Genomic DNA, 21,378 nt, shown 5'->3' on the forward strand with positions numbered 1-21,378 from the left:
ACGGGACGATTTCATATCCGTAGGGCGCGGTGGGAATACCGCAAAATTACGTTGCCAGCGGGGCAGAAGATTTCTGATCGGTGAGACAAGCAATTTTGCGGTATTTTTCATTTTCATAGGAAAATGTATGCACTCGCGCGAAGCAGAAACATGTCGCAAGCGACCGCGCTCGGCGCGAGAATGTGCCAAGGCACATTCTTTTTCATAAAAAAGGAGAAAAATCATGGCAGAATTAAGAGAACTTTCCGTAAACCAGTTCGTAGAAGAAACTGCTTCGAAGGCGTCTGTACCGGGCGGCGGAAGCGTGTCGGCGATGGTGGGGGCGCTGGGCGCGGCATTGATGGAAATGGTGGCAAATCTGACGATCGGAAAGGAAAAATATGCCGGGGTGCAGGAGGAAATGCAGGCGCTGGCAGCTGAGGGCGCTGCGCTGCATGAGGAGCTGCTGTCAGGGATCAAAAAGGACAGCGAATCGTTCAATGGATATATGAGAGCGCTGAAACTTCCGAAGGAGACGGAGGAGGAGAAAAAAATCCGCACTGCCGCCCTGCAGCAGGGGTTAAAAGAGGCGACCGAAGCGCCGCTTGCGATTGCGGAGTCAGCGGCAAAGATTTTTCCGATGGCGGAAGCGGTCGTAAAGAGGGGCAATAAAGGTGCCGTTTCCGACGGTCTGATTGCGGCGATGTTAGCCCGGACAGCGGTTGTGGGCGCACTCTTTAATGTGAAGATCAATCTGGCATCGATCAAGGACGAAAGTTATGTATCAGAACTTGAGAAAAGAGTAGAAAAACTGGAATCGGATGCAATTTTTTGTGAAAAATCAATTTTGTGTCTTTCCAAATTGTCAGACACAGTATATAATAGATAACATTCACAGCCTTTCCGGGAAATTCACAGGGGGATCTTTTTTACAGAAGATAAAGCAGATAACATTCACTGTGTGAAAACTTCCGGAACAGGCAAAACCGCAAAAACAGGGAGGTACAGGAGTAATGATGACAGATATTGAGATTGCACAGGCAGCGAATCCACTGAAAATCGGTGAGATTGCACAGGCGGCAGGCGTAGACGAGAAGTATCTGGAGCAGTATGGAAATTATAAGGCAAAGGTTGACTACAATCTTCTGAAAGAGACAGAGGGCAAGGATGGAAAATTGATTCTGGTGACCGCGATCAACCCGACTCCAGCCGGAGAAGGAAAGACCACGACCACGGTCGGTCTGGCAGACGGATTGAAACGTCTTGGCAAAAAGGTAACCGTAGCGCTTCGTGAGCCGTCATTGGGACCGGTCTTTGGTGTTAAAGGTGGTGCAGCTGGCGGCGGATATGCACAGGTCATTCCAATGGAGGATATCAACCTCCATTTTACCGGTGATTTCCACGCGATCGGCGCAGCAAACAACCTGCTGGCAGCGATGCTGGACAATCATATCTATCAGGCAATGCACTCCGCATCGATCCGAAGCGCATTACCTGGAAGCGTGTTGTCGATATGAATGACCGTCAGCTCCGCAACATCGTAGATGGTCTGGGACGCCGCGTGGATGGCGTGACCCGTGAGGACGGATATGACATCACGGTTGCCAGCGAGATCATGGCAGTTCTGTGCCTGGCACGCAATATTACGGATCTGAAAGAACGCCTTTCCAAGATTATCGTAGGTTATACCTATGACGAGGAACCGGTCACTGCCGGTGATCTGAAAGCAGCGGGCGCGATGACGGCTCTTTTAAAGGATGCCCTGAAACCAAACCTGGTACAGACCTTAGAGCATACACCGGCATTTATCCACGGCGGTCCGTTCGCGAACATCGCGCATGGATGTAACTCCGTCATTGCGACAAAGATGGCATTAAAGCTGGGTGATTACACGATCACAGAGGCTGGCTTCGGCGCTGACCTGGGTGCGGAGAAATTTCTGGATATCAAGTGCCGGATGGCAGAGCTGAAACCGTCGGCGGTCGTTGTAGTAGCGACGGTACGTGCACTGAAGCATCACGGCGGCGTGGCGAAGGCTGACTTAAACGCAGAGAATCTGGAAGCACTGGAGAAGGGACTTCCGAACCTGATGCAGCATGTAGAAAATATTACCAAGGTATATGGACTTCCGTGTGTTGTAGCGATCAACCGCTTCCCAATGGATACCGAGGCAGAATTAAAGCTGATCGAGGACAAGTGCCATGAGGTCGGTGTCAATGTAGCTCTGTCCGAGGTATGGGCGAAAGGCGGAGAAGGCGGCGAGGAGCTGGCAAAAGAAGTCATCCGCCTGTGCGAGACTGAGAGCGAGTTCCACTACTGCTACGAGACCGATACAACGATCGAGGAGAAACTGGATGCGATCGTGAAGAAGATCTACCACGGCGACGGCGTTGTACTCACGGATGCAGCAAAGAAGCAGGCAAAACGCCTGACTGAGCTTGGATTTGGTAACTATCCGATCTGTATGGCGAAGACGCAGTACAGCTTTTCGGACAATGCGAAGCTGCTCGGCGCACCGAAGAACTTTACAGTAACTGTTCGCAACCTGAAAGTATCCGCGGGCGCAGGCTTCATCGTAGCGCTGACCGGCGACATCATGACGATGCCAGGACTTCCGAAGGTGCCGGCGGCAGAGAAGATCGATGTCGATGAGAATGGACGGATCACGGGGCTGTTCTAAAAAAAGAAGTAACTGTTCAGTAGGTCTGCGCATTTACTGCGCGTGACTGTGAAGGTACTGAACAGTTACGAAAAGAAATAGAATATGAATGGAACTTAACACAATGCAAAAGGGGAACTGCCACATGGCAGCTCCCCTTTTTGCCAGGAAACTTGTCTACTTATAGTACGAAGCGATGAATTAAAATTCTGGTTCGATCAATCCGTAGGTGTTGCCTTTACGTTTGTAAACAACATTGACCTGCTCGGTCTCGGAATTCAGGAATACATAGAAACTATGTCCTAAGAGTTCCATCTGTACACAAGCCTCTTCCGGATCCATCGGCTTCATAGCGAATTTCTTTACTTTGACGATATCTACTTCGTCGTTGGAATCATATTCTTCGTTTATGAAGAGGTCAGAGAATGCAACGGCTGCCTGTTTCTTGTCTACGATTTTATTCTTATATTTTTTGAGCTGACGCTCGATGATTTCTTCTACCAAATCAATCGATACATACATATCGTTGCTTTCCTGTTCTGCACGGATGATGGTGCCTTTGACAGGGATGGTAACCTCGATCTTCTGACGATCTTTCTCAACCGTAAGTGTGATATTCACTTCAGTGTCCTGATTGAAGTATCGCTCTAACTTTCCGATCTTCTCCTCTACAGCTGCTTTTAACCCCGGGGTAACATTGATATTTCTTCCAGTAATCTTATAACGCATAATCATCGCTCCTTTTTATTGGGATGGCTATAGTATACCACTTTTGGATGTTAAATTCAACCTTTTTCGCAAAATTGTCAACACAATTAATTGAAAAACAGGTCGAAATACTGTGTCGTTTGATTTTTCACGAATTGCTGTTGTTTTATAAGGGATTTGCGCGCGGTTTGTGCGGCGGACAATGAAATATGAAAAAAGAGTCTTGCAGGATAGGGCAGAATGGGTGTGTTTTTGCAACAGAAAAAGGTCGAAAAAGCTAGAAAAAACGGGGGTTTGGAGGCAATGCAAGGGTTCTTCATTTGTCAATAGATCTGCTTGTATTTTTGGAAGAAATATGCAAGTTTATGAGATCTGAACAAAAAAGAAATCAAAATGCGCCGGGGACAATGGGGGCTTCGTGAACAGACGAAAATTGTGGATAATGTGGATAAGTCGGTGCAAAACTCCATTTTCCCTAAAAAAGGGAAAAAATGGGTGTGCAAAACTTATCCACAAAACTGGGGACAAAATGTGGATAATGTGGACAACAAGAAAGTCGAACATATATTTTGTGCAACTTGTCTGGTTTACCATAAAGTTGGCGGGATGGCAGAAGAAAAAACGTTTTACCTGGATAGGCAGGGAGGCGGCGTTTTACAGCAGGTTCCTTTGTTCGTGTATGGAGGGTCTTGTTTTATGGCTGGGATTTTCCGGGTACGGCAGGTTCGGCTTATCTCAGCCGGGCGCGTGCGCAGAATAAATGTAAAAAAATCATGAAATCATTGAATAAAATCCCTGTTAGTGTTAGAATAAATAAGATTGTATAACTATACCTATACGATCTTTTCGATCTAAAACATATCATACATTGAGCTATAAAAACGAAAAAAGAATGAGAAAGCAAGAAATAGGAGAGAAAAGCATGAATCTGATAGAGAAAGTGTTTGGTACCCACAGCGAACGCGAGCTGAAGCTGATCCGCCCGATTGTGGATAAGATTTTAGGTATGCGCGAGCAGATGGTTGCCTTATCGGATGACGAACTGCGCGACAATACGCGCAAGTTCAAAGAGCGCCTTGCAAACGGCGAGACGCTGGACGACCTCCTGCCGGAGGCATTTGCAACCGTGCGTGAGGCGGCGAGACGGGTATTAAATATGGAGCATTACCCGGTTCAGCTGATCGGTGGTATCGTCCTGCATCAGGGACGTATCGCAGAGATGCGTACTGGTGAGGGTAAAACCCTGGTTTCCACCGCACCGGCGTACTTAAATGCGTTGGCTGGAAAGGGCGTATTTATCGTTACCGTCAATGACTACCTGGCAAAACGAGATGCAGAGTGGATGGGCGAGGTTCACAGATTCCTCGGTCTGACGGTCGGCGTGGTTTTAAACTCGATGAATTCCGACGAGCGCCGGGAAGCTTACAACTGTGATATTACCTACGTTACCAACAATGAGCTTGGTTTCGATTACCTGCGTGACAACATGGCGATCTACAAAGAGCAGATGGTTATGCGGAATCTGGACTATGCGATCATCGATGAGGTCGACTCCGTCCTGATCGATGAGGCGAGAACCCCGCTTATCATTTCCGGACAGAGCGGCAAGTCCACGAAGCTCTATGAGGTCTGCGATATTCTGGCACGTCAGTTGGAAAAGGGCGAGGAATCAGCAGAATTTTCCAAGATGGCAGCCATCATGGGCGAGGAGATCGAGGAGACAGGCGATTTCGTAGTCAATGAGAAAGATAAAGTAGTCAACCTGACCGAGGCTGGTGTGAAGAAGGTTGAAGATTTCTTCCACATCGAGAACCTGGCGGATCCGGAGAACCTGGAGATCCAGCACAACATCATCCTGGCACTGCGTGCCAACTACCTGATGTTCCGCGATAAGGACTACGTGGTAAAAGATGACGAGGTTCTGATCGTCGATGAGTTTACCGGACGTATCATGCCGGGACGCCGTTATTCCGATGGTCTCCATCAGGCGATTGAGGCGAAGGAGCACGTACATGTGCGCCGTGAGAGCCGCACGCTGGCAACCATTACCTTCCAGAACTTCTTCAACAAGTTCAACAAGAAGGCTGGTATGACCGGTACGGCACAGACCGAGGAGAAGGAGTTCCGTAACATTTACCAGATGGACGTTATCTCCATCCCGACGAACCGCCCGGTACAGCGTATTGATTACGAGGATGCGGTTTATAAGACGAAAAAAGAGAAATTCCATGCGGTTGTCGAGGAAGTGGCAGCAGCCCATGAAAAGGGACAGCCGGTTCTGGTTGGTACCATTACGATCGAGACTTCCGAGCTTCTGAGCAAGATGCTGACAAGACGCGGCATTCCGCATAAGGTATTAAATGCGAAGTTCCATGAGCTGGAGGCTGAGATCGTAGCAGATGCAGGTATCCACGGTGCCGTTACGATCGCGACTAATATGGCAGGTCGTGGTACGGATATTAAGCTGGATGAGATTTCCAGAGAACTGGGCGGCTTAAAGATTATCGGTACAGAGCGTCATGAGTCCAGACGTATTGATAACCAGCTGCGCGGTCGTGCCGGACGTCAGGGCGATCCGGGTGAATCACGTTTCTACCTGTCCCTGGAGGATGACCTGATGCGTCTCTTCGGTTCAGAGCGTCTGATGAATATGTTCAACGCCATGGGCGTACCGGAGAATGAGCAGATCGAGCACAAGATGCTTTCCAAGGCGATTGAGAAAGCACAGATGAAGATTGAGACCAACAACTACGGTATCCGCGAGAACCTGTTAAAATACGACGAGGTTATGAACGAGCAGCGTGAGGCAATCTACGCAGAGCGCCGCCGTGTACTGGATGGCGAGAATATGCGTTCCGTTATCATGAAGATGATCACGGATATCGTAGAAAACGCCGTAGATATGTCCATCTCTGATGAGCAGGAACCGGCTGAGTGGGATCTGTCCGAGTTAAATTCCCTGCTGCTTCCGGTTATCCCGTTAGAGCCGATTCAGCTGACGGAAGACCAGCAGCATATGAAGAAAAATGAGCTGAAACATATGCTCAAAGAGGCGGCAACGAAGCTTTATGAGACACGCGAGGCAGAGTTTACAAGCGCGGAACAGGTACGCGAGATGGAGCGCGTGATCCTTCTGAAAGTGGTTGATGCAAAGTGGATGGCTCATATCGACGATATGGATCAGCTGCGCGAAGGCATCGGTCTGCAGGCGTATGGTCAGAGAGACCCGCTGGTTGAGTATAAGATGAGCGGCTATGAGATGTTCGACAGCATGACGGCAGCGATCCGTGAGGATACCGTCCGTATTCTGTTCCACATCCGTGCAGAGCAGAAGGTCGAGCGTGAACCGGCTGCCAAGGTAACGGGAACCAACCGTGACGACAGCACCGTGCAGGCACCGAAGAAGCGTGAGGAGAAGAAGATTTACCCGAACGATCCGTGCCCATGCGGTTCCGGCAAGAAGTACAAACAGTGCTGTGGACGGAAGCTGTACGCGAAGAATTAATAGATGAAAGAAGGCAGGCTGCCGTGATTTTGCAGCAGTCTGTGCAGAAAATTCCCGAAACTATGGCGAAATACCTGGTTCCGGGAATTTTTCCAAATATAAAAAAGAGTTACGGTCTATATGTGTGTGATCCGTAACAAAATATAACTGAAAGAATGCTGAACCGTTGAGGAAAATGGCAGCAGATAGATGAGAATGGAGAAGGTGAGAGCATGGTTGAATTAGATCAGTTTAAGTATACATTATCAACCTACGATGAGACGCTGAAAGAGGTCAAGGATTCCCTGGATCTGGAAAATAAGGAGCGCCGCATCACGGAGCTTGACAAATCAATGGAAGAACCGGGCTTCTGGGATGATCCGGAGCGCTCGACCAAGACGGTCCGTGAGGCGAAAAATCTCAAAGATACCGTGGATGGCTACAAGCACCTTGAACAGCAGTATGAGGATATCCAGGTCATGATCGAGATGGGCTATGAGGAAAATGACCCGGCGATGATTCCGGAGATTCAGGAGATGTTAGATGAGTTCGTCAAAGAGCTGGAAGAACTCCGCACAAAGACACTCCTGTCCGGCGAGTACGACGGCTGCAACGCGATCCTTAAGCTGAACGCGGGCGCGGGCGGTACCGAAGCGATGGACTGGTGCAGTATGCTGTATCGTATGTACCAGCGTTGGGCGGACAAAAAGGGCTTTACGACCGAGGTGCTTGATTTCCTGGACGGCGACGAGGCGGGACTTAAGTCCATCACACTGCAGGTCAACGGCGAAAATGCCTACGGCTACCTGAAATCGGAGAAAGGCGTCCATCGTCTGGTCCGTATTTCCCCGTTCAACGCGGCTGGCAAGCGTCAGACCTCATTCGTTTCCTGTGATGTCATGCCGGATATTGAAGAAGATCTGGATGTGGAGATTAATCCGGACGATCTGCGGATCGATACTTATCGCTCGAGTGGTGCCGGTGGACAGCATATCAACAAGACGTCCTCCGCGATCCGTATCACGCATCTGCCGACCGGTATCGTCGTACAGTGCCAGAATGAGCGTTCCCAGTTCCAGAATAAGGACAAGGCGATGCAGATGTTAAAGGCAAAGCTGTACCTGCTCAAACAACAGGAAAATGCCGAGAAGTTGTCCGACATCCGCGGCGATGTCAAGGACATCAACTTCGGAAATCAGATTCGTTCCTACGTTATGCAGCCGTACACGCTCGTCAAGGATCACCGGACAAACGCGGAAAACGGCAATGTGAACGCGGTGATGGACGGTGATATTGATCTGTTTATCAGTGCGTATTTAAAGTGGATCAGCCTGAAAAACCAGAAGACAGAAGAAGCATAAAAGAAGATAAAACAGCCTGAATTGGCGGCACAAAAGTTTGACGGAGAAGAAAGCGCTCTGTCGAGTGCCGTCAGTTTGGGCTGTTTTTTTACAGATACAATTCGACTATAATGAAAGAAATAGATTGCAGAGTGTCAATAAATGTGATAATATCTTTCTGGTAAACACAAATGTATTTCTGGTGCGTACACAAGCGGAGATGGAATGGAAGAAAAAACAAAGTATTATCTGTTAAAGCAGAAAGCAGTGCCGGAAGTCCTTTTGAAGGTGGCGGAAGCGAAGAAGCTCATTGCGTCAGAAAAAGCGATGACGATTCAGGAGGCGACCGACCAGCTGGGGATCAGCCGGAGTTCCTTTTACAAGTATAAGGACGATATTTTTCCATTTTATGACAACGCCAAGGGCAAGACGATTACCATGGTGCTGCAGATGGATGATGAACAGGGACTTTTATCGGATCTTCTTCATATCGTAGCGATTTACAAGGCAAATATTCTGACGATTCATCAGAGTATTCCGGTCAACAATGTGGCGACGCTGACACTCAGCGTGGAAGTCCGTTCGGATACCGGAAATATATCGCATATGGTCGAAGAGATGGAAGAAAATTCGGGAGTACACAACGTAAAAATTATAGCCAGGGAGTAAAGATTATGATTCAGGTAGCAGTGATGGGCTATGGAACAATTGGTTCCGGAGTCGTAGAAGTATTAGAAACCAACAAAGACAAAATCACAGAAAAAACCGGCAAAGAGATTGCAGTAAAATATATTCTGGATCTGCGTGAATTTCTGGGTGATCCGCACGAAGCGCAGATTGTTCATGATTTTGAGATCATTGAAAAAGACGAAGAAGTAGAGATTGTTGTGGAGGCGATGGGCGGCGTCAATCCGGCATACAAGTTTGCAAAAGCGTGCCTGTTAGCCGGTAAGCACGTTGTGACCTCCAACAAGGCACTTGTAGCGGCACACGGCACCGAGCTTCTGGCGATTGCACGCGAGAAGAACTTAAACTTCCTCTTTGAAGCCAGCGTAGGCGGCGGCATCCCGCTTCTGCGTCCGCTGACCCAGTCTCTTGCAGGCGAGAAGATCGAGGAAATCAGCGGTATCTTAAACGGTACAACCAATTACATCCTTACCAAGATGGCAAGAGAAGGTCAGACCTTTGAGGAAGCCTTGAAGAAAGCGCAGGAACTCGGATATGCAGAGCGCAACCCGGAGGCAGACGTAGAAGGCTACGATACCTGCCGCAAGATCACGATTCTTACCTCACTGGCAACTGGAAAAGAAGTAAATTACGAAGATGTGCCGACCGAGGGCGTCACAAAGATTACCGATACTGATTTCAAATATGCGGCAAAGCTGGGAACTTCGATTAAACTGTTTGGAACCAGCCGCATGGAAGGCAATAAAGCCAGCGTCTATGTATGCCCGATGATGATCGGACCGGATCATCCGCTCTTTGCAGTCAATGACGTATACAATGCAGTCATGGTTCGCGGCAATACACTTGGAACCGTCATGTTCTACGGCAGCGGCGCCGGAAAACTCCCGACCGCCAGCGCAGTCGTCAGCGACATCGTAGAGATCGCCGGACACATGGAAGACAACATCCCGACCGGCTGGACCGACGAAAAACAGCCAGTTGCACCGATGGGCGAAGTAACCTTCAGCTACTTCCTCCGACTGGCAGGCAAATCAGCCGACAAACTTGCCGATGTGCGTGCAGCCTTCGGTGAGGCAGAAACCATCGAACTCCCGGAGATGGACGAATTTGCGGTCGTAACCGGAGAAATGACCGAAGCACGCTTCCGGAAACTGGCAGCGGCATTCGAGGAAGATATCCGCCAGACGATTCGCTATACAAAATAGGATATAAAGTAAAAAGCACGCCAAAGTCATTCATGACGCGGTGTGCTTTTTAACGCAAGAAATACACAGAAAAAGGTCCCCTTGCCAATCATTTTATTGTAACGGACCAATCAAACTCTCATACAACTCCATTGCCTGATCAAAAAACGGCGCATATTGCGGATCCGTAATCATATGGTACACCTGGATCAGGCAGAAAAACTCAACTACTCCAAAGATGGTAGACATAACTCCCAGTATCAGCCCGACCACTGCGCTGCCGCGCCGCGGCTGTCCTTCCTCCTTGGATAGGACAAACAGTACATTCGCCGACATTCCGAGCAGAATCGCGGCGGAAAAACTCAAAAACAGGGAGAAAAATGCGAAGATGCCGCACATCATTGACATCGTGGCATAGCGGCGCGAACGATTGCGCCGGGTTTCATTTGTATCTGAATGTTCATTCGGAGAAGGTGTTTCATCGTAATAACTCATCGTATATCTAATCCTTTCATAACTGTGAAAAAAGAAAACAGCTACATCCTTTTCTGAAAATTAGAGACAGCCGCCAAATAGGGCAAAACAAAATCTATGCCCATCTGGCGGATTGAATCCGATAAAAGTGTATCATGAATAAAGCCGCTTGTCCAGTTAGGCATTGACTTGCGAAATATGCGCTGGAATGGTATGATTAAACAGCGTATTGATATTGAAGGAGAGTTTTTGCATGGATATTATACAGGCATTGAAAGAAGAGCTTCAGATAGGGAGAAATCAGGTCGAAGCGGCGGTAAAGCTGATCGATGAGGGAAACACGATCCCGTTCATCGCGCGCTACCGCAAGGAGGCGACCGGTTCCCTGAATGATGAGGTGCTGCGCCAGCTAGATGAGCGACTGCGCTATCTTCGGAATCTGGAGGATAAAAAGGAGCAGGTGATCGGTGCGATCCGCGCCCAGGAGAAGCTGACTCCGGCGCTGGAGAAACAGATCCGCGATGCGGCGACGCTGGTTGCGGTGGAAGATCTTTATCTTCCGTACCGCCCGAAACGGCGCACCCGTGCCGGAATTGCCCGTGAGAAAGGGCTGGAACCGTTAGCAGTCTGGATTTACAAGCAGGAAGCGGGCGGCAGCCTGGAGGCGGAGGCGGCGAAGTATGTGTCGGAAGAAAAGGGTGTTGCAGATGTTTCAGAGGCAATAGACGGCGCGCGTGATATTCTGGCTGAGCAGATCAGCGAGATGGCAAAATACCGCAACTACGCACGTAAAAAGACGATGCAGGACGGTCTTTTGGAGGCATCCGCAAAGGATGAGAAGATACAGTCGGTGTACGAGATGTACTATCATTTCTCCGAACCAGTCAAAAAGCTGGCGGGACACCGTGTGCTGGCGATCAACCGCGGTGAGAAAGAGAAGATTCTGAGCGTGAAGCTTATAGCGCCGGAGGAGCAGATTGTCCGGTATATGGAGAAACAGCTGATTATCCGCCGGATGGGGATGCGGCGCGCGTGATGGAAGAAGTGATTCTGGACAGCTACCGCCGCCTGATCGAACCGGCGATCGAGCGCGAGATCCGCGCAGGGCTGACAGAAACGGCAGAGAACGGCGCGATTCAGGTATTTGGCAAGAACCTGGAACAGCTCCTGATGCAGCCGCCGATCGCAGGATGCGTGGTGCTCGGCTGGGATCCGGCATTCCGGACGGGCTGCAAGCTGGCAGTTGTGGATGAGACGGGAAAAGTGCTCGATACGACGGTCATTTACCCGACTGCGCCGCAGAACCGCGTGGAAGAGTCGAAGGAGATCGTGAAAAAGCTGATCCGCAAGTACGGCATTTCCCTGATCTCAGTGGGGAATGGTACGGCAAGCCGAGAATCTGAGCAGATCATCGTGGAACTCTTAAAAGAAATTCCGGAGAAAGTTCAGTATGTCATCGTCAATGAGGCGGGCGCGTCGGTTTATTCGGCGAGCAAGCTGGCGACGGAGGAATTTCCGCAGTTTGACGTCGGACAGAGAAGTGCGGCATCGATCGCGAGACGCCTGCAGGATCCACTGGCGGAGCTGGTAAAAATTGATCCGAAATCCATTGGAGTCGGTCAGTACCAGCATGATATGAACCAGAAAAATTTAAGCGAGGCGCTGCAGGGCGTGGTGGAAACGTGCGTAAATAAGGTCGGCGTGGATCTGAATACGGCATCGGCGCCGCTGCTCGCCTATATTTCCGGCATTAACAAGACGATTGCGAAAAATATCGTGGCATATCGGGAGGAGAATGGCGCATTTTCAACGCGCCGTGAGCTTTTGAAGGTGGCGAAGCTGGGACCGAAGGCGTATGAACAGTGCGCCGGATTTATGCGGATCCAGGGCGGCAAGAATCCGCTCGATGCGACGAGTGTGCACCCGGAGAGCTATAAAGCAGCGGAGGCACTTTTAAAGCAGCTTGGACATGATCCGAAGGAGATTGCGGCGGGCGGCATCCGCAATATCCGCAAGGAGATCGCGGATACGGCAAAGCTGGCAAAAGAGCTTTCGATCGGCGAGCCGACCTTGCTCGATATCGTGAGCGAGTTGGAAAAACCGGCGCGCGACCCGCGTGAGGAGATGCCGAAGCCGATTCTCCGCACGGATGTGCTGGAAATGAAGGATTTGAAGCCGGGCATGATTTTAAAAGGAACCGTGCGGAATGTCATTGATTTCGGTGCGTTTGTGGATATCGGCGTGCATCAGGATGGTCTGGTTCACGTGTCCCAGATGACAGACCGCTATATCAAGCATCCGCTGGAGGCGGTCAGCGTCGGGGATATCGTGGAGGTCAAGGTGCTGGCGGTTGATGTGGCGAAGAAGCGCATTTCGCTGACGATGAAAATCCGGGAGACGAAGTAAACCACGGCAGATTCAGCCGTTGGTTATAGGATGCAGGAGCGCTGACTGGAATGGGGCGGCGGATAAGGCATAGAAAATTAGGGAGAAGATGAAATGGACTTACGTGTAAAAATACAGCCAAAAGAGATTTTTATTTATTCGATGTACAATTTCTGGGCGGGACTGCGTGGAATCGGATGCATCATACTGACGGTGCTCGTTATTATTGCAGCGGCAGCCAGCGAGGAACGTCTGGGAACGCAGGTGACGAATCTGGTAATTCTGGGAGTGGTTGCTTGACAGGCTTTCAGATTTTTGCAATCTGGAAACAGGCAGAGCGCACCGCCGGGGATGCGAAAACGGGAGCTGAGATTGTATTTCACATTGGAGACGAGGGCATCCGTGCCCGCCAGGCGAACGGCAAGGGTGAGATCAGCTGGGATAAGCTGGTAAAAGTGAAAAAGATCGCGGGAATATATGTGCTTTACCTGGGTCGAGACAAGGCGTACCTGATGCCGAAGCGCGTGTTCAGAGGTTCGGAGGAGCAGATTTTTCTCAGTAGCTTACAAGAAATCTGCCGCAGGAAAAGAGAAGAGGAATTCGAGCATGATGATAGAAACAAACAGCCCGGAAGAGACGTATGCGTTTGGAAAAAAGCTTGGAATGGAAGCGCAGGCAGGGCAGGTGTATTGTTTGAATGGTGATCTGGGCGTAGGAAAGACGGTTTTTACGCAGGGGTTTGCCGCGGGACTTGGAATTCAGGAACCGGTCAACAGCCCGACTTTCACGATCGTGCAGGAATACGACGATGGGCGCCTGCCGCTCTACCATTTTGATGTATATCGTCTCGGCGATGTGGACGAGATGGATGAGATTGGCTATGAGGACTATTTCTACGGCGAGGGCATCTGTCTGATCGAATGGTCGGAGCGCATCCGCGAGATCCTGCCGGAACATCCGATCCAGATCACGATTGAAAAGGATCTGGAAAAGGGCTTTGATTACCGGAAAATTTCAGTAAACGAGCAGTAGCCGGCGACAGGAGGAAAGAGAAAATGAGAATTTTGGGAATCGAAAGCGCATCCCTGGTGGCATCGGTTGCTATTGTTACGGATGATGTGATCACGGCGGAATATACGGTGAATCTGAAAAAAACGCATTCACAGACACTTCTTCCGATGATTGATGAGATTGTGAAAATGCTGGAAGTGCCGTTGGAAAGCATCGATGCAATCGCAGTATCCGGCGGTCCGGGATCTTTTACGGGGCTTCGGATTGGCTCTGCGACAGCGAAAGGGCTGGGACTGGCGCTTGGGAAGCCGCTGATCCATGTGCCGACGATGGATGCGATGGGATATTGTCTGTACGGAGCTTCGGCGCTCATCTGCCCGATGCTGGATGCGAGACGGCAGCAGGTGTACACGGGACTCTATCGGTATGAAGAGAAGTTCGAGATTGTGAAAGAACAGTACATTACGGATATCCATGCGTTGATTGCTGAGTTAAATGAGCGCGGCGAGCGCGTGATTTTCCTGGGGGACGGTGTGCCGGTCAACCGGGCGGTGATCGAGGAAGAGATGAAGGTGCCGTATTCGTTTGCACCGGCACAGGCGAGCCGTCAGCGAGCTTCGGCGGTGGCAGCGCTTGGCGCAGTGTATCTGGCAGAGGGAAAGACCGAGACGGCAGCCGAGCACAAGCCGGATTATCTGCGGAAATCGCAGGCGGAGCGCGAGCGCGAGGTCGCAGAGCGCCAGGGCGAGATGGATAAGCTGGCAGCCGGTATTGTGGTTGTGGAGAAGAAATAATGGCGGCAGGAACGGGAACGCAAAAAAAGCTTCGTGTTCAGATAGTGGATTTTCAGCCGGGGGATCTTCCTGCTGTCCGGGCACTGGAACTGGAATGCTTTTCGGATGCATGGTCGGAGAAGCTTTTACAGGATCTGCTGACGAGCAGCTGGGATAAAAACTGGGTGCTGAAAGAGGATGAAACCGTCCGTGGCTACTGCAATTTCCGCGTCATTGCCGGGGAAGGCGAGCTGATGCGGATCGCGGTTCACGGCGCGTGCCGGGGGCGCGGCTATGGGCGGCTTCTGATGGAACGGCTGTTAAGGGAAGCAGAGGAAGAAAACGTCGAGGATATCACCTTGGAGGTGCGTGCATCCAATGCCCCGGCGATTGCGCTGTATGAGGCGTATGGCTTTCAGAAAGAGGCGGTTCGGAAGAATTATTACAGCGGGCCGACGGAAGATGCGCTGATTTATTGGAAAAGAAGCGGAAAAAGCATTGACAGATGAAATGGAAATGAGTATACTGTTTAACAGATAAAAGCGTAACACTTTACAGTGTTAAATTAAAAGAAAAGAACGGTAGGAGGTTCATATGCTGAGTCAGGTATCTATTTTTGCAGAGAATAAGAAAGGACGTTTACAGAATATTACATCCCTTCTTCAGAAGGAGAATATTAACATCTGGGGTTCGATCACGAATGACAGTGCGGAGTACGGTATTATCCGTATGGTTGTTTCTAATCCAGAGCACGCGGAGAAAGTGCTGGCGGAAGCTGGTTATCTCTGTCGTCTGACAGAGGTGCTTGGCGTCGAACTGGATGACGAGGTCGGAGCACTCAACCGTCTGTTAATTTCCCTCGAAGAGAGCAATATCAATGTAGATTACCTGTATCTCTCCTTCAATCGTGATTCTGGCAAGCCGGTTATGGTGCTTCACACGGACGATGTGAGGGAGGTCAGCATCTGCCTGACATCGAAGGGATATAAGGTACTGTAAGTATTTCCAGCACTTTCCGCTTAAAAACCGGTATAAAAAACAGTATAATGATGGAGAAGCTGTGGAGGACATGGCTTCTCCATTTTGCGTATATAGAAGAGAAAGGCGAGGAGAGCATGAGAAAATATGGAGAGAGCGGCATTCTTCTGTCGGTTGTCTGCAACCGGTGCGGGAAGAAGCTGGCGGTGAAAGAAGGCATTCTGCGCGAAGGAGCGGCGCATTTTGATGTGGCATGGGACTATTTTTCGGAGAAAGATGGGGAGGTGCATCATTTTGATCTGTGCGAGGAGTGTTATGATGGAGTGGCGCGGGAATTTCTGATTGAGGCAGATAAGGAGGAGGGGACGGAACTATTGTAGAGTCGTGAGGGGGACGGAGAAACGCGGGACAGGCGGTGCGCCATCTGCGTCTCTCCAGTGAATTGGATTGCTGAATTTCTGGCTTGCAACATAGTATTTCTTTATGATATTATTAAATGATATGGGAGTTAGGAGAAAAGGTGTTTTGACAGCTTTTTGCGTGACTTTTAATTAAAAAGATTTATTATGAATCATTTATTTAATAGAAAAGAGGATGTTTCATGTTAGATGTATGTTTGCTGGGAACGGGCGGGATGATGCCGCTGCCGTATCGGTGGCTGACGGCTTTGATGGTCCGCTGCTCGGGCAGCAATTTGCTGATAGACTGCGGGGAAGGCACGCAGATTGCGTTGAAAGAAAAGGGCTGGAGCCCGAAGCCGGTGGATGTGATTTGTTTTACACATTATCACGCGGATCATATCAGCGGTCTGCCGGGACTTTTGTTGACGATGGGAAATGCGGAGCGGACGGAGCCGATCACGATGATTGGACCGAAGGGACTGGAACGCGTGGTGACGGCACTGCGGACGATCGCGCCGGAATTGCCGTTTCCGCTTGAGTTTATCGAGCTGACGGAGCCGAGACAGCAGCTTCAGATTGGACCGTATGTGATCGATGCGTACCGGGTCAACCATAATGTGACCTGTTATGGGTACTCGATTTCGATTCCGAGAAAGGGACGGTTCGATGTGGAACGCGCGCGGGCGCAGGAGATTCCGCAGAAGTTCTGGAGCCGCCTGCAGAAGGGGGAGACGATCGAGGAGGAAGGCAGAACGCTGACACCGGATATGGTGCTCGGAGGTGACCGGAAGGGAATCAAGGTGGCATACTGTACCGATACGAGACCGCTTCCGGTAATTGCGGAGTACGCGAAGGATGCGGATCTGTTTATCTGTGAAGGCATGTACGGCGAGGACGGGAAAGAAGCCAAGGCGAGAGAATACAAGCATATGACATTCCAGGAGGCGGCACACCTGGCGAAGGAGGCCCAGCCGAAGGAAATGTGGCTGACTCATTACAGCCCGTCGCTCATCCGTCCGGATGATTATATGGATAAAGTGCGTGAGATATTCCCGAGAGCGAAGGCCGCCCGCGATGGCTGGACGGCAGAGCTGGGATTTGATGAGGAGTAAGGGCGATGCAGACGGAAGAAAAGAGAGAGAATATAGAAGAAAAGAAGGAAGAACGGATGGAAATGCCAGTTTCAGGAGCATTGGAACGGGGACCAGGGAAAGCTCCGGTATCGGGGGCAGAGATTTCCGTGCAAGATACAGAAAACGGACACCCATCAGAAGATGTTTACATTCTTGCAATCGAGAGTTCCTGTGATGAGACGGCAGCTTCAGTCGTGAAAAACGGACGTACCGTTCTTTCCAATATCATATCTTCCCAGATCGATCTTCACACGCTGTTTGGCGGCGTTGTGCCGGAGATTGCGTCGAGAAAGCATATCGAGAAGATCAACCAGGTTATTGAAGAGGCGCTGACAGAGGCACATATGAGTCTGGAGGAGATGACGGCGATTGCAGTTACCTACGGTCCAGGGCTGGTTGGCGCGCTTTTGGTCGGTGTGGCGGAAGCCAAAGCACTCGCGTATGCGGCGAAGAAACCGCTGGTCGGCGTACACCATATCGAGGGGCACGTATCGGCAAATTTCATCGAAAATCCGGATCTGGAACCGCCGTTCATGTGCCTGATCGTGTCAGGCGGACATACACATCTGGTGATTGTGAAAGATTATGGCGAATTTGAGATTCTGGGACGCACCCGAGACGATGCAGCAGGCGAGGCGTTTGACAAGGTGGCACGCGCGGTCGGGCTCGGTTATCCGGGCGGCCCGAAGGTCGATAAGGCGGCAAAAGAGGGGAATCCACATGCGATTGAGTTTCCACGGGCAAAAGTGGGCGACAATCCATATGATTTCAGCTTCAGCGGCTTAAAATCGGCGGTCTTAAATTATATTAACCATGCGAAAATGATGGGCGAGGAGATCAATGTGCCGGATCTGGCGGCTTCGTTCCAGAATGCGGTTGTGGAAGTATTGGTATCGCGCACGATCGAGGCGGCGAAACAGCACGGCTATAAGCGCGTGGCGATCGCCGGTGGTGTGGCATCCAACTCCGCTCTCCGGGCGGGCATGGAGAAGGCCTGTAAAGAGGCGGGCATCCGGTTCTTCCATCCGTCACCGATCTTCTGTACGGACAATGCGGCGATGATCGGCGCGGCGGCGTACTATGAATATAAGAAGGGCGCGCGCGCAGGCTGGGATCTGAATGCGGTGCCGAATTTGAAGCTGGGCGAGAGATAATACAAATTTTTTCAGGAAGAATTGTTTTGCGGTTAGTTTTTTTTTAAAATATTGATTTGACAAAAAGTGGAAAAAGAGTGTTTTAAGAGATCGTTCTGGCATGGAGGAGAAACGAGATGGAACATACATTGGATCAATTTGGGAAAGAGAAAATTACACCGCATCCGACCCGCACCGCCGCTATCGTTCTGGCAGCCGGACAGGGAAAACGGATGAAAAGCAAGATTCAGAAGCAGTTTCTCCTTCTGGAGGAAAAGCCGGTCATCTGGTATGCACTTCACGCGTTTGAGGAGAGCCGGGTCGATGATGTGATTCTGGTGACCGGGGCGGATGAGATCGCGTACTGCCGGGACGAGATTGTAGGAAAATATGGATTTTCCAAGGTGCGCGCTATCGTTGCGGGCGGAAAAGAGCGCTACCATTCGGTCTACGAGGGTTTAAAGGCGCTCGGCAGCCAGCTTTCCTATGGGGAGGGGGACTGCGTCCTGATTCATGACGGGGCGCGTCCGTTTGTGGACGAGCCGATGATTGAACGTATCGTATCAGATATACGAAGTTATAGCGCAGCAGTGGCAGGCATGCCGTCAAAGGATACGGTCAAGCTGGCGGATGCGGACGGATTTGCCTCTGTGACGCCGGAACGGGCGCATGTCTGGATGATTCAGACACCGCAGGGATTTACTTACCCGCTGATCCGCGCGGCGTATGACAAGATGATGAGTCGGGAAGAGTACCAGCAGGGAGTGACGGATGATGCGATGGTGGTCGAGACGATGACCGATCACAAGGTACGCCTGACCGAAGGTTCTTACCGGAATATCAAGGTGACAACGCCGGAGGATATGGAGGTTGCGGCTGCATTTTTAAAAAATAAAAAAAGTTAATAGGTCTATTGACAACCCTTGACTTCTATGTTATAGTACTTATCGTGTTTAACTGCCGAAGACAGCAGGTGCCGAAAGGCATAAGGTTAATACGCCTGCCGAGGGAACTGATATCGTTGTATATTTCTATCCCCCTGTCCTGCGAGTGACGGAGGGATTTTATTTTACAGAAAACGTTTACCAGGCGGTTATAGAAATAAAACAGGAGGTAAACCAATCATGGCAAAAGTTGAATTAAAGCAGCCGGTTGTTGCTGAAATCGCAGAATTATTCAACGGCGCTAAGGGCGCAGTAGTAGTTGACTACCGTGGACTGACAGTTGAGCAGGACACACAGCTCCGTAAGCAGTTAAGAGAAGCTGGTGTTACTTATAAAGTATATAAGAACACCATGATTCGTTTCGCTGCTAAGGGTACCGCGTTCGAGGCTCTGGAGCCGAATCTGGAGGGTCCGACCGCTCTGGCTGTATCCAAAGAGGATGCTACAGCTCCGGCAAGAATTTTAGCTGAGTTCGCTAAAAAAGCAGACAAGCTTGAGATCAAGGGCGGCGTTGTAGAGGATACTTACTACGATGCAAAGGGCATGCAGGTTATCGCAACCATCCCGTCCAGAGAAGTTCTTCTTGGAAAACTTCTTGGAAGCATGCAGTCTCCGATCACAAACTTCGCTCGTGTTATCAAACAGATCGCAGAGCAGCAGGAGGCATAAGACCCTTACCTGCAAAGCAGGGTGTAAGGTGCGTGAGAGCCGCATAGTAAAGCAAGAGGCCGCATAAGGCCGATTTAAAATTCAATTACAGGAGGAATATTAAAATGGCAAAGTTAACAACAGCTGAGTTCATTGAGGCAATCAAAGAATTATCCGTATTAGAGTTAAACGATTTAGTAAAAGCTTGCGAGGAAGAGTTCGGTGTATCCGCAGCAGCAGGCGTTGTTGTAGCAGCAGCAGGTGCAGCTGAGGCAGCAGAAGAGAAGACTGAGTTCGACGTAGAGCTGACAGAGGTTGGCCCGAACAAAGTTAAAGTTATCAAGGTAGTTCGTGAAGCTACAGGTCTTGGTCTGAAAGAGGCTAAGGAAGTAGTTGACGGTGCTCCGAAGGTAGTTAAGGCTGGCGCTTCCAAGGAAGAGGCTGAGGACATCAAGACTAAATTAGAGGCTGAAGGCGCTAAAGTTACCTTAAAGTAATTTAAGTAATTTCGCATAGAGCTAATTGCATTACAGATGGAGAGTCTGGCGTGTGCGTGAGCGCATGCCGGGCTCTTTTTATTTCATGGGAAATTGCGTCCTATGAAATAAAAAACGCTCCGCGAAGATGCAGACTCTTTTTTAAACGGGGGAATCAAATCAAGATGGCAGAGAAGACAAGAAATGAAACGGCAGCAGATGAGGAACTTAAAACGCTTCGGGAACGGCTTAAGGCGTGCGAATTTCTGCTGATTGGGCTTGGAAGCGAATGGGAGAAGGCGGGAGGCGCGGAGGTACAGGAGGCATACCGGGCGCTGGCATCGATGACAGAGGGGAAGGATTATTTTATCGTGACAACCGCAAAGGATGCGCGCATCTTTGAAAGTTCGTTGGATGAAGCGAAAATCACGGCGCCGTGCGGTAATGTGAACTGGCTTCAGTGTTCGAAAGGCTGTACGAAGGATATCTGGGAGCGCGGCGAGGTGGCGGATGGTATCTGCCCGCACTGTGGGGCGCCGCTGACAGAAAACACAGTTCTGGCGAATCCGTATATCGAGGAAGGTTATTTGAAAAGCTGGAATCTCTACCGGGAATGGCTGGCTGGAACCTTAAACCATGCGCTTCTGATTCTCGAGCTGGGAGTGGATTTCAAGACGCCGACCGTCATCCGCTGGCCCTTTGAAAAGACGGTCTTTTTTAACCGCAAATCGCATATGTATCGGATAAACCAGAAGTTTTACCAGATTGTCGGAGATATTCAGGAGAGGACCGTATCGATTCCGCAGAATTCGGTCGGCTTTATCCGCAATTTTCCTTCCTGCGATTGAGAGTCCACTTAGTTACTGGGCACGTATGCGTGAACAGTAACGTCCACTTATCTGCGGAGGGGACATTTGGGAAGCAAAACTTGAGAAACCGCTTCGATTGTGCTAAAATGGAACCATCGTTTGACAGAAAACG

21 protein-coding genes, 2 pseudogenes and 1 other annotated feature are annotated in these 21,378 nt (G+C 50.1%); of the genes and pseudogenes, 21 read left to right on the forward strand and 2 right to left on the reverse strand.

Features of this window, described 5'->3' with window-relative positions; translation table 11 throughout:
• Positions 1-223 precede the first annotated feature (223 nt).
• On the forward strand, positions 224-868 hold the full coding sequence (locus DWX76_RS05510) for a cyclodeaminase/cyclohydrolase family protein (RefSeq protein WP_107001368.1): 645 nt from the start codon (positions 224-226) through the stop codon (positions 866-868).
• A 124-nt stretch (positions 869-992) separates the two neighbouring features.
• Positions 993-2,659, forward strand: a pseudogene (locus DWX76_RS05515) (formate--tetrahydrofolate ligase).
• A gap of 180 nt (positions 2,660-2,839) precedes the next feature.
• Here the strand turns inward: DWX76_RS05515 and raiA are convergent.
• Entirely contained in the window at positions 2,840-3,367 is a 528-nt protein-coding gene (raiA, locus tag DWX76_RS05520; RefSeq protein ID WP_022360630.1) for a ribosome hibernation-promoting factor, HPF/YfiA family, read from the reverse strand.
• 372 nt (positions 3,368-3,739) lie between these two features.
• Between raiA and DWX76_RS05525 the strand changes: the two genes are divergently transcribed.
• From DWX76_RS05525 to DWX76_RS05545, 5 genes are all read left to right on the forward strand, one after another.
• The gene (locus DWX76_RS05525; protein ID WP_118570260.1) at positions 3,740-4,123 is read left to right on the forward strand and encodes a hypothetical protein; all 384 of its coding nucleotides are present in this window, start codon (positions 3,740-3,742) and stop codon (positions 4,121-4,123) included.
• A 145-nt stretch (positions 4,124-4,268) separates the two neighbouring features.
• Entirely contained in the window at positions 4,269-6,851 is a 2,583-nt protein-coding gene (gene secA / locus DWX76_RS05530) for a preprotein translocase subunit SecA (RefSeq protein WP_022360628.1), read from the forward strand.
• A gap of 212 nt (positions 6,852-7,063) precedes the next feature.
• Positions 7,064-8,191: a peptide chain release factor 2 gene (gene prfB / locus DWX76_RS05535; protein ID WP_117796089.1), complete on the forward strand. Its 1,128-nt coding sequence runs from the start codon at positions 7,064-7,066 to the stop codon at positions 8,189-8,191.
• A gap of 204 nt (positions 8,192-8,395) precedes the next feature.
• Positions 8,396-8,839 carry an ACT domain-containing protein gene (locus DWX76_RS05540; protein ID WP_107001373.1) on the forward strand — a complete coding sequence of 148 codons (444 nt, stop codon included), beginning with the start codon at positions 8,396-8,398 and terminating at the stop codon, positions 8,837-8,839.
• A 5-nt stretch (positions 8,840-8,844) separates the two neighbouring features.
• Positions 8,845-10,062: a homoserine dehydrogenase gene (locus tag DWX76_RS05545; protein WP_118570261.1), complete on the forward strand. Its 1,218-nt coding sequence runs from the start codon at positions 8,845-8,847 to the stop codon at positions 10,060-10,062.
• Positions 10,063-10,155: 93 nt separating this feature from the next.
• Here DWX76_RS05545 and DWX76_RS05550 read toward each other — a convergent pair whose 3' ends face one another.
• Positions 10,156-10,536, reverse strand: a complete 381-nt coding sequence (locus tag DWX76_RS05550; protein ID WP_118570262.1) for a hypothetical protein — start codon at positions 10,534-10,536, stop codon at positions 10,156-10,158.
• Positions 10,537-10,768: 232 nt separating this feature from the next.
• Between DWX76_RS05550 and DWX76_RS05555 the strand changes: the two are divergent.
• The 14 genes and pseudogenes from DWX76_RS05555 (at position 10,769) to DWX76_RS05615 (ending at position 21,245) form a co-directional block, all read left to right on the forward strand.
• A pseudogene (locus DWX76_RS05555) lies at positions 10,769-12,921 on the forward strand (Tex family protein).
• 93 nt (positions 12,922-13,014) lie between these two features.
• Entirely contained in the window at positions 13,015-13,200 is a 186-nt protein-coding gene (locus DWX76_RS13915; protein WP_182429736.1) for a hypothetical protein, read from the forward strand.
• Positions 13,197-13,604, forward strand: a complete 408-nt coding sequence (locus DWX76_RS05560) for a YcxB family protein (protein ID WP_182429737.1) — start codon at positions 13,197-13,199, stop codon at positions 13,602-13,604. Before DWX76_RS13915 ends, DWX76_RS05560 begins: the two co-directional genes overlap by 4 nt.
• Positions 13,507-13,932 (forward strand): tRNA (adenosine(37)-N6)-threonylcarbamoyltransferase complex ATPase subunit type 1 TsaE, encoded by a 426-nt coding sequence (gene tsaE, locus DWX76_RS05565; protein ID WP_022360622.1) that lies wholly within the window; start codon positions 13,507-13,509, stop codon positions 13,930-13,932. The genes DWX76_RS05560 and tsaE overlap by 98 nt, the downstream gene beginning before the upstream one ends.
• 23 nt (positions 13,933-13,955) lie before the next feature.
• Complete coding sequence (tsaB, locus tag DWX76_RS05570) at positions 13,956-14,705, forward strand: tRNA (adenosine(37)-N6)-threonylcarbamoyltransferase complex dimerization subunit type 1 TsaB (protein ID WP_118492422.1); 750 nt, start codon at positions 13,956-13,958, stop codon at positions 14,703-14,705.
• Complete coding sequence (gene rimI / locus DWX76_RS05575) at positions 14,705-15,193, forward strand: ribosomal protein S18-alanine N-acetyltransferase (RefSeq protein WP_118570264.1); 489 nt, start codon at positions 14,705-14,707, stop codon at positions 15,191-15,193. Before tsaB ends, rimI begins: the two co-directional genes overlap by 1 nt.
• 85 nt (positions 15,194-15,278) lie before the next feature.
• Positions 15,279-15,683 (forward strand): ACT domain protein, encoded by a 405-nt coding sequence (locus DWX76_RS05580; RefSeq protein ID WP_022360619.1) that lies wholly within the window; start codon positions 15,279-15,281, stop codon positions 15,681-15,683.
• Positions 15,684-15,799: 116 nt separating this feature from the next.
• Positions 15,800-16,042 (forward strand): hypothetical protein, encoded by a 243-nt coding sequence (locus DWX76_RS05585; protein ID WP_182429738.1) that lies wholly within the window; start codon positions 15,800-15,802, stop codon positions 16,040-16,042.
• Between the two features lie 221 nt (positions 16,043-16,263).
• The gene (locus tag DWX76_RS05590) at positions 16,264-17,175 is read left to right on the forward strand and encodes a ribonuclease Z (RefSeq protein WP_022360617.1); all 912 of its coding nucleotides are present in this window, start codon (positions 16,264-16,266) and stop codon (positions 17,173-17,175) included.
• Positions 17,176-17,180: 5 nt separating this feature from the next.
• The gene (gene tsaD, locus DWX76_RS05595) at positions 17,181-18,350 is read left to right on the forward strand and encodes a tRNA (adenosine(37)-N6)-threonylcarbamoyltransferase complex transferase subunit TsaD (RefSeq protein WP_243022462.1); all 1,170 of its coding nucleotides are present in this window, start codon (positions 17,181-17,183) and stop codon (positions 18,348-18,350) included.
• Between the two features lie 116 nt (positions 18,351-18,466).
• The gene (gene ispD / locus DWX76_RS05600) at positions 18,467-19,234 is read left to right on the forward strand and encodes a 2-C-methyl-D-erythritol 4-phosphate cytidylyltransferase (protein ID WP_118538567.1); all 768 of its coding nucleotides are present in this window, start codon (positions 18,467-18,469) and stop codon (positions 19,232-19,234) included.
• A 37-nt stretch (positions 19,235-19,271) separates the two neighbouring features.
• Positions 19,272-19,406, forward strand: a sequence feature (ribosomal protein L10 leader region).
• A 47-nt stretch (positions 19,407-19,453) separates the two neighbouring features.
• On the forward strand, positions 19,454-19,942 hold the full coding sequence (rplJ, locus tag DWX76_RS05605; protein ID WP_022360614.1) for a 50S ribosomal protein L10: 489 nt from the start codon (positions 19,454-19,456) through the stop codon (positions 19,940-19,942).
• 104 nt (positions 19,943-20,046) lie between these two features.
• Positions 20,047-20,418 (forward strand): 50S ribosomal protein L7/L12, encoded by a 372-nt coding sequence (gene rplL, locus DWX76_RS05610; RefSeq protein ID WP_107001383.1) that lies wholly within the window; start codon positions 20,047-20,049, stop codon positions 20,416-20,418.
• A 164-nt stretch (positions 20,419-20,582) separates the two neighbouring features.
• Positions 20,583-21,245, forward strand: coding sequence for a hypothetical protein (locus DWX76_RS05615; protein WP_118293362.1), 663 nt, complete (start codon positions 20,583-20,585; stop codon positions 21,243-21,245).
• The last annotated feature ends 133 nt before the right edge of the window (positions 21,246-21,378 follow it).

This window comes from Clostridium sp. AF21-20LB (assembly GCF_003478795.1).
GTDB classification, from domain to species: Bacteria; Bacillota; Clostridia; order Lachnospirales; family Lachnospiraceae; genus Otoolea; species Otoolea fessa.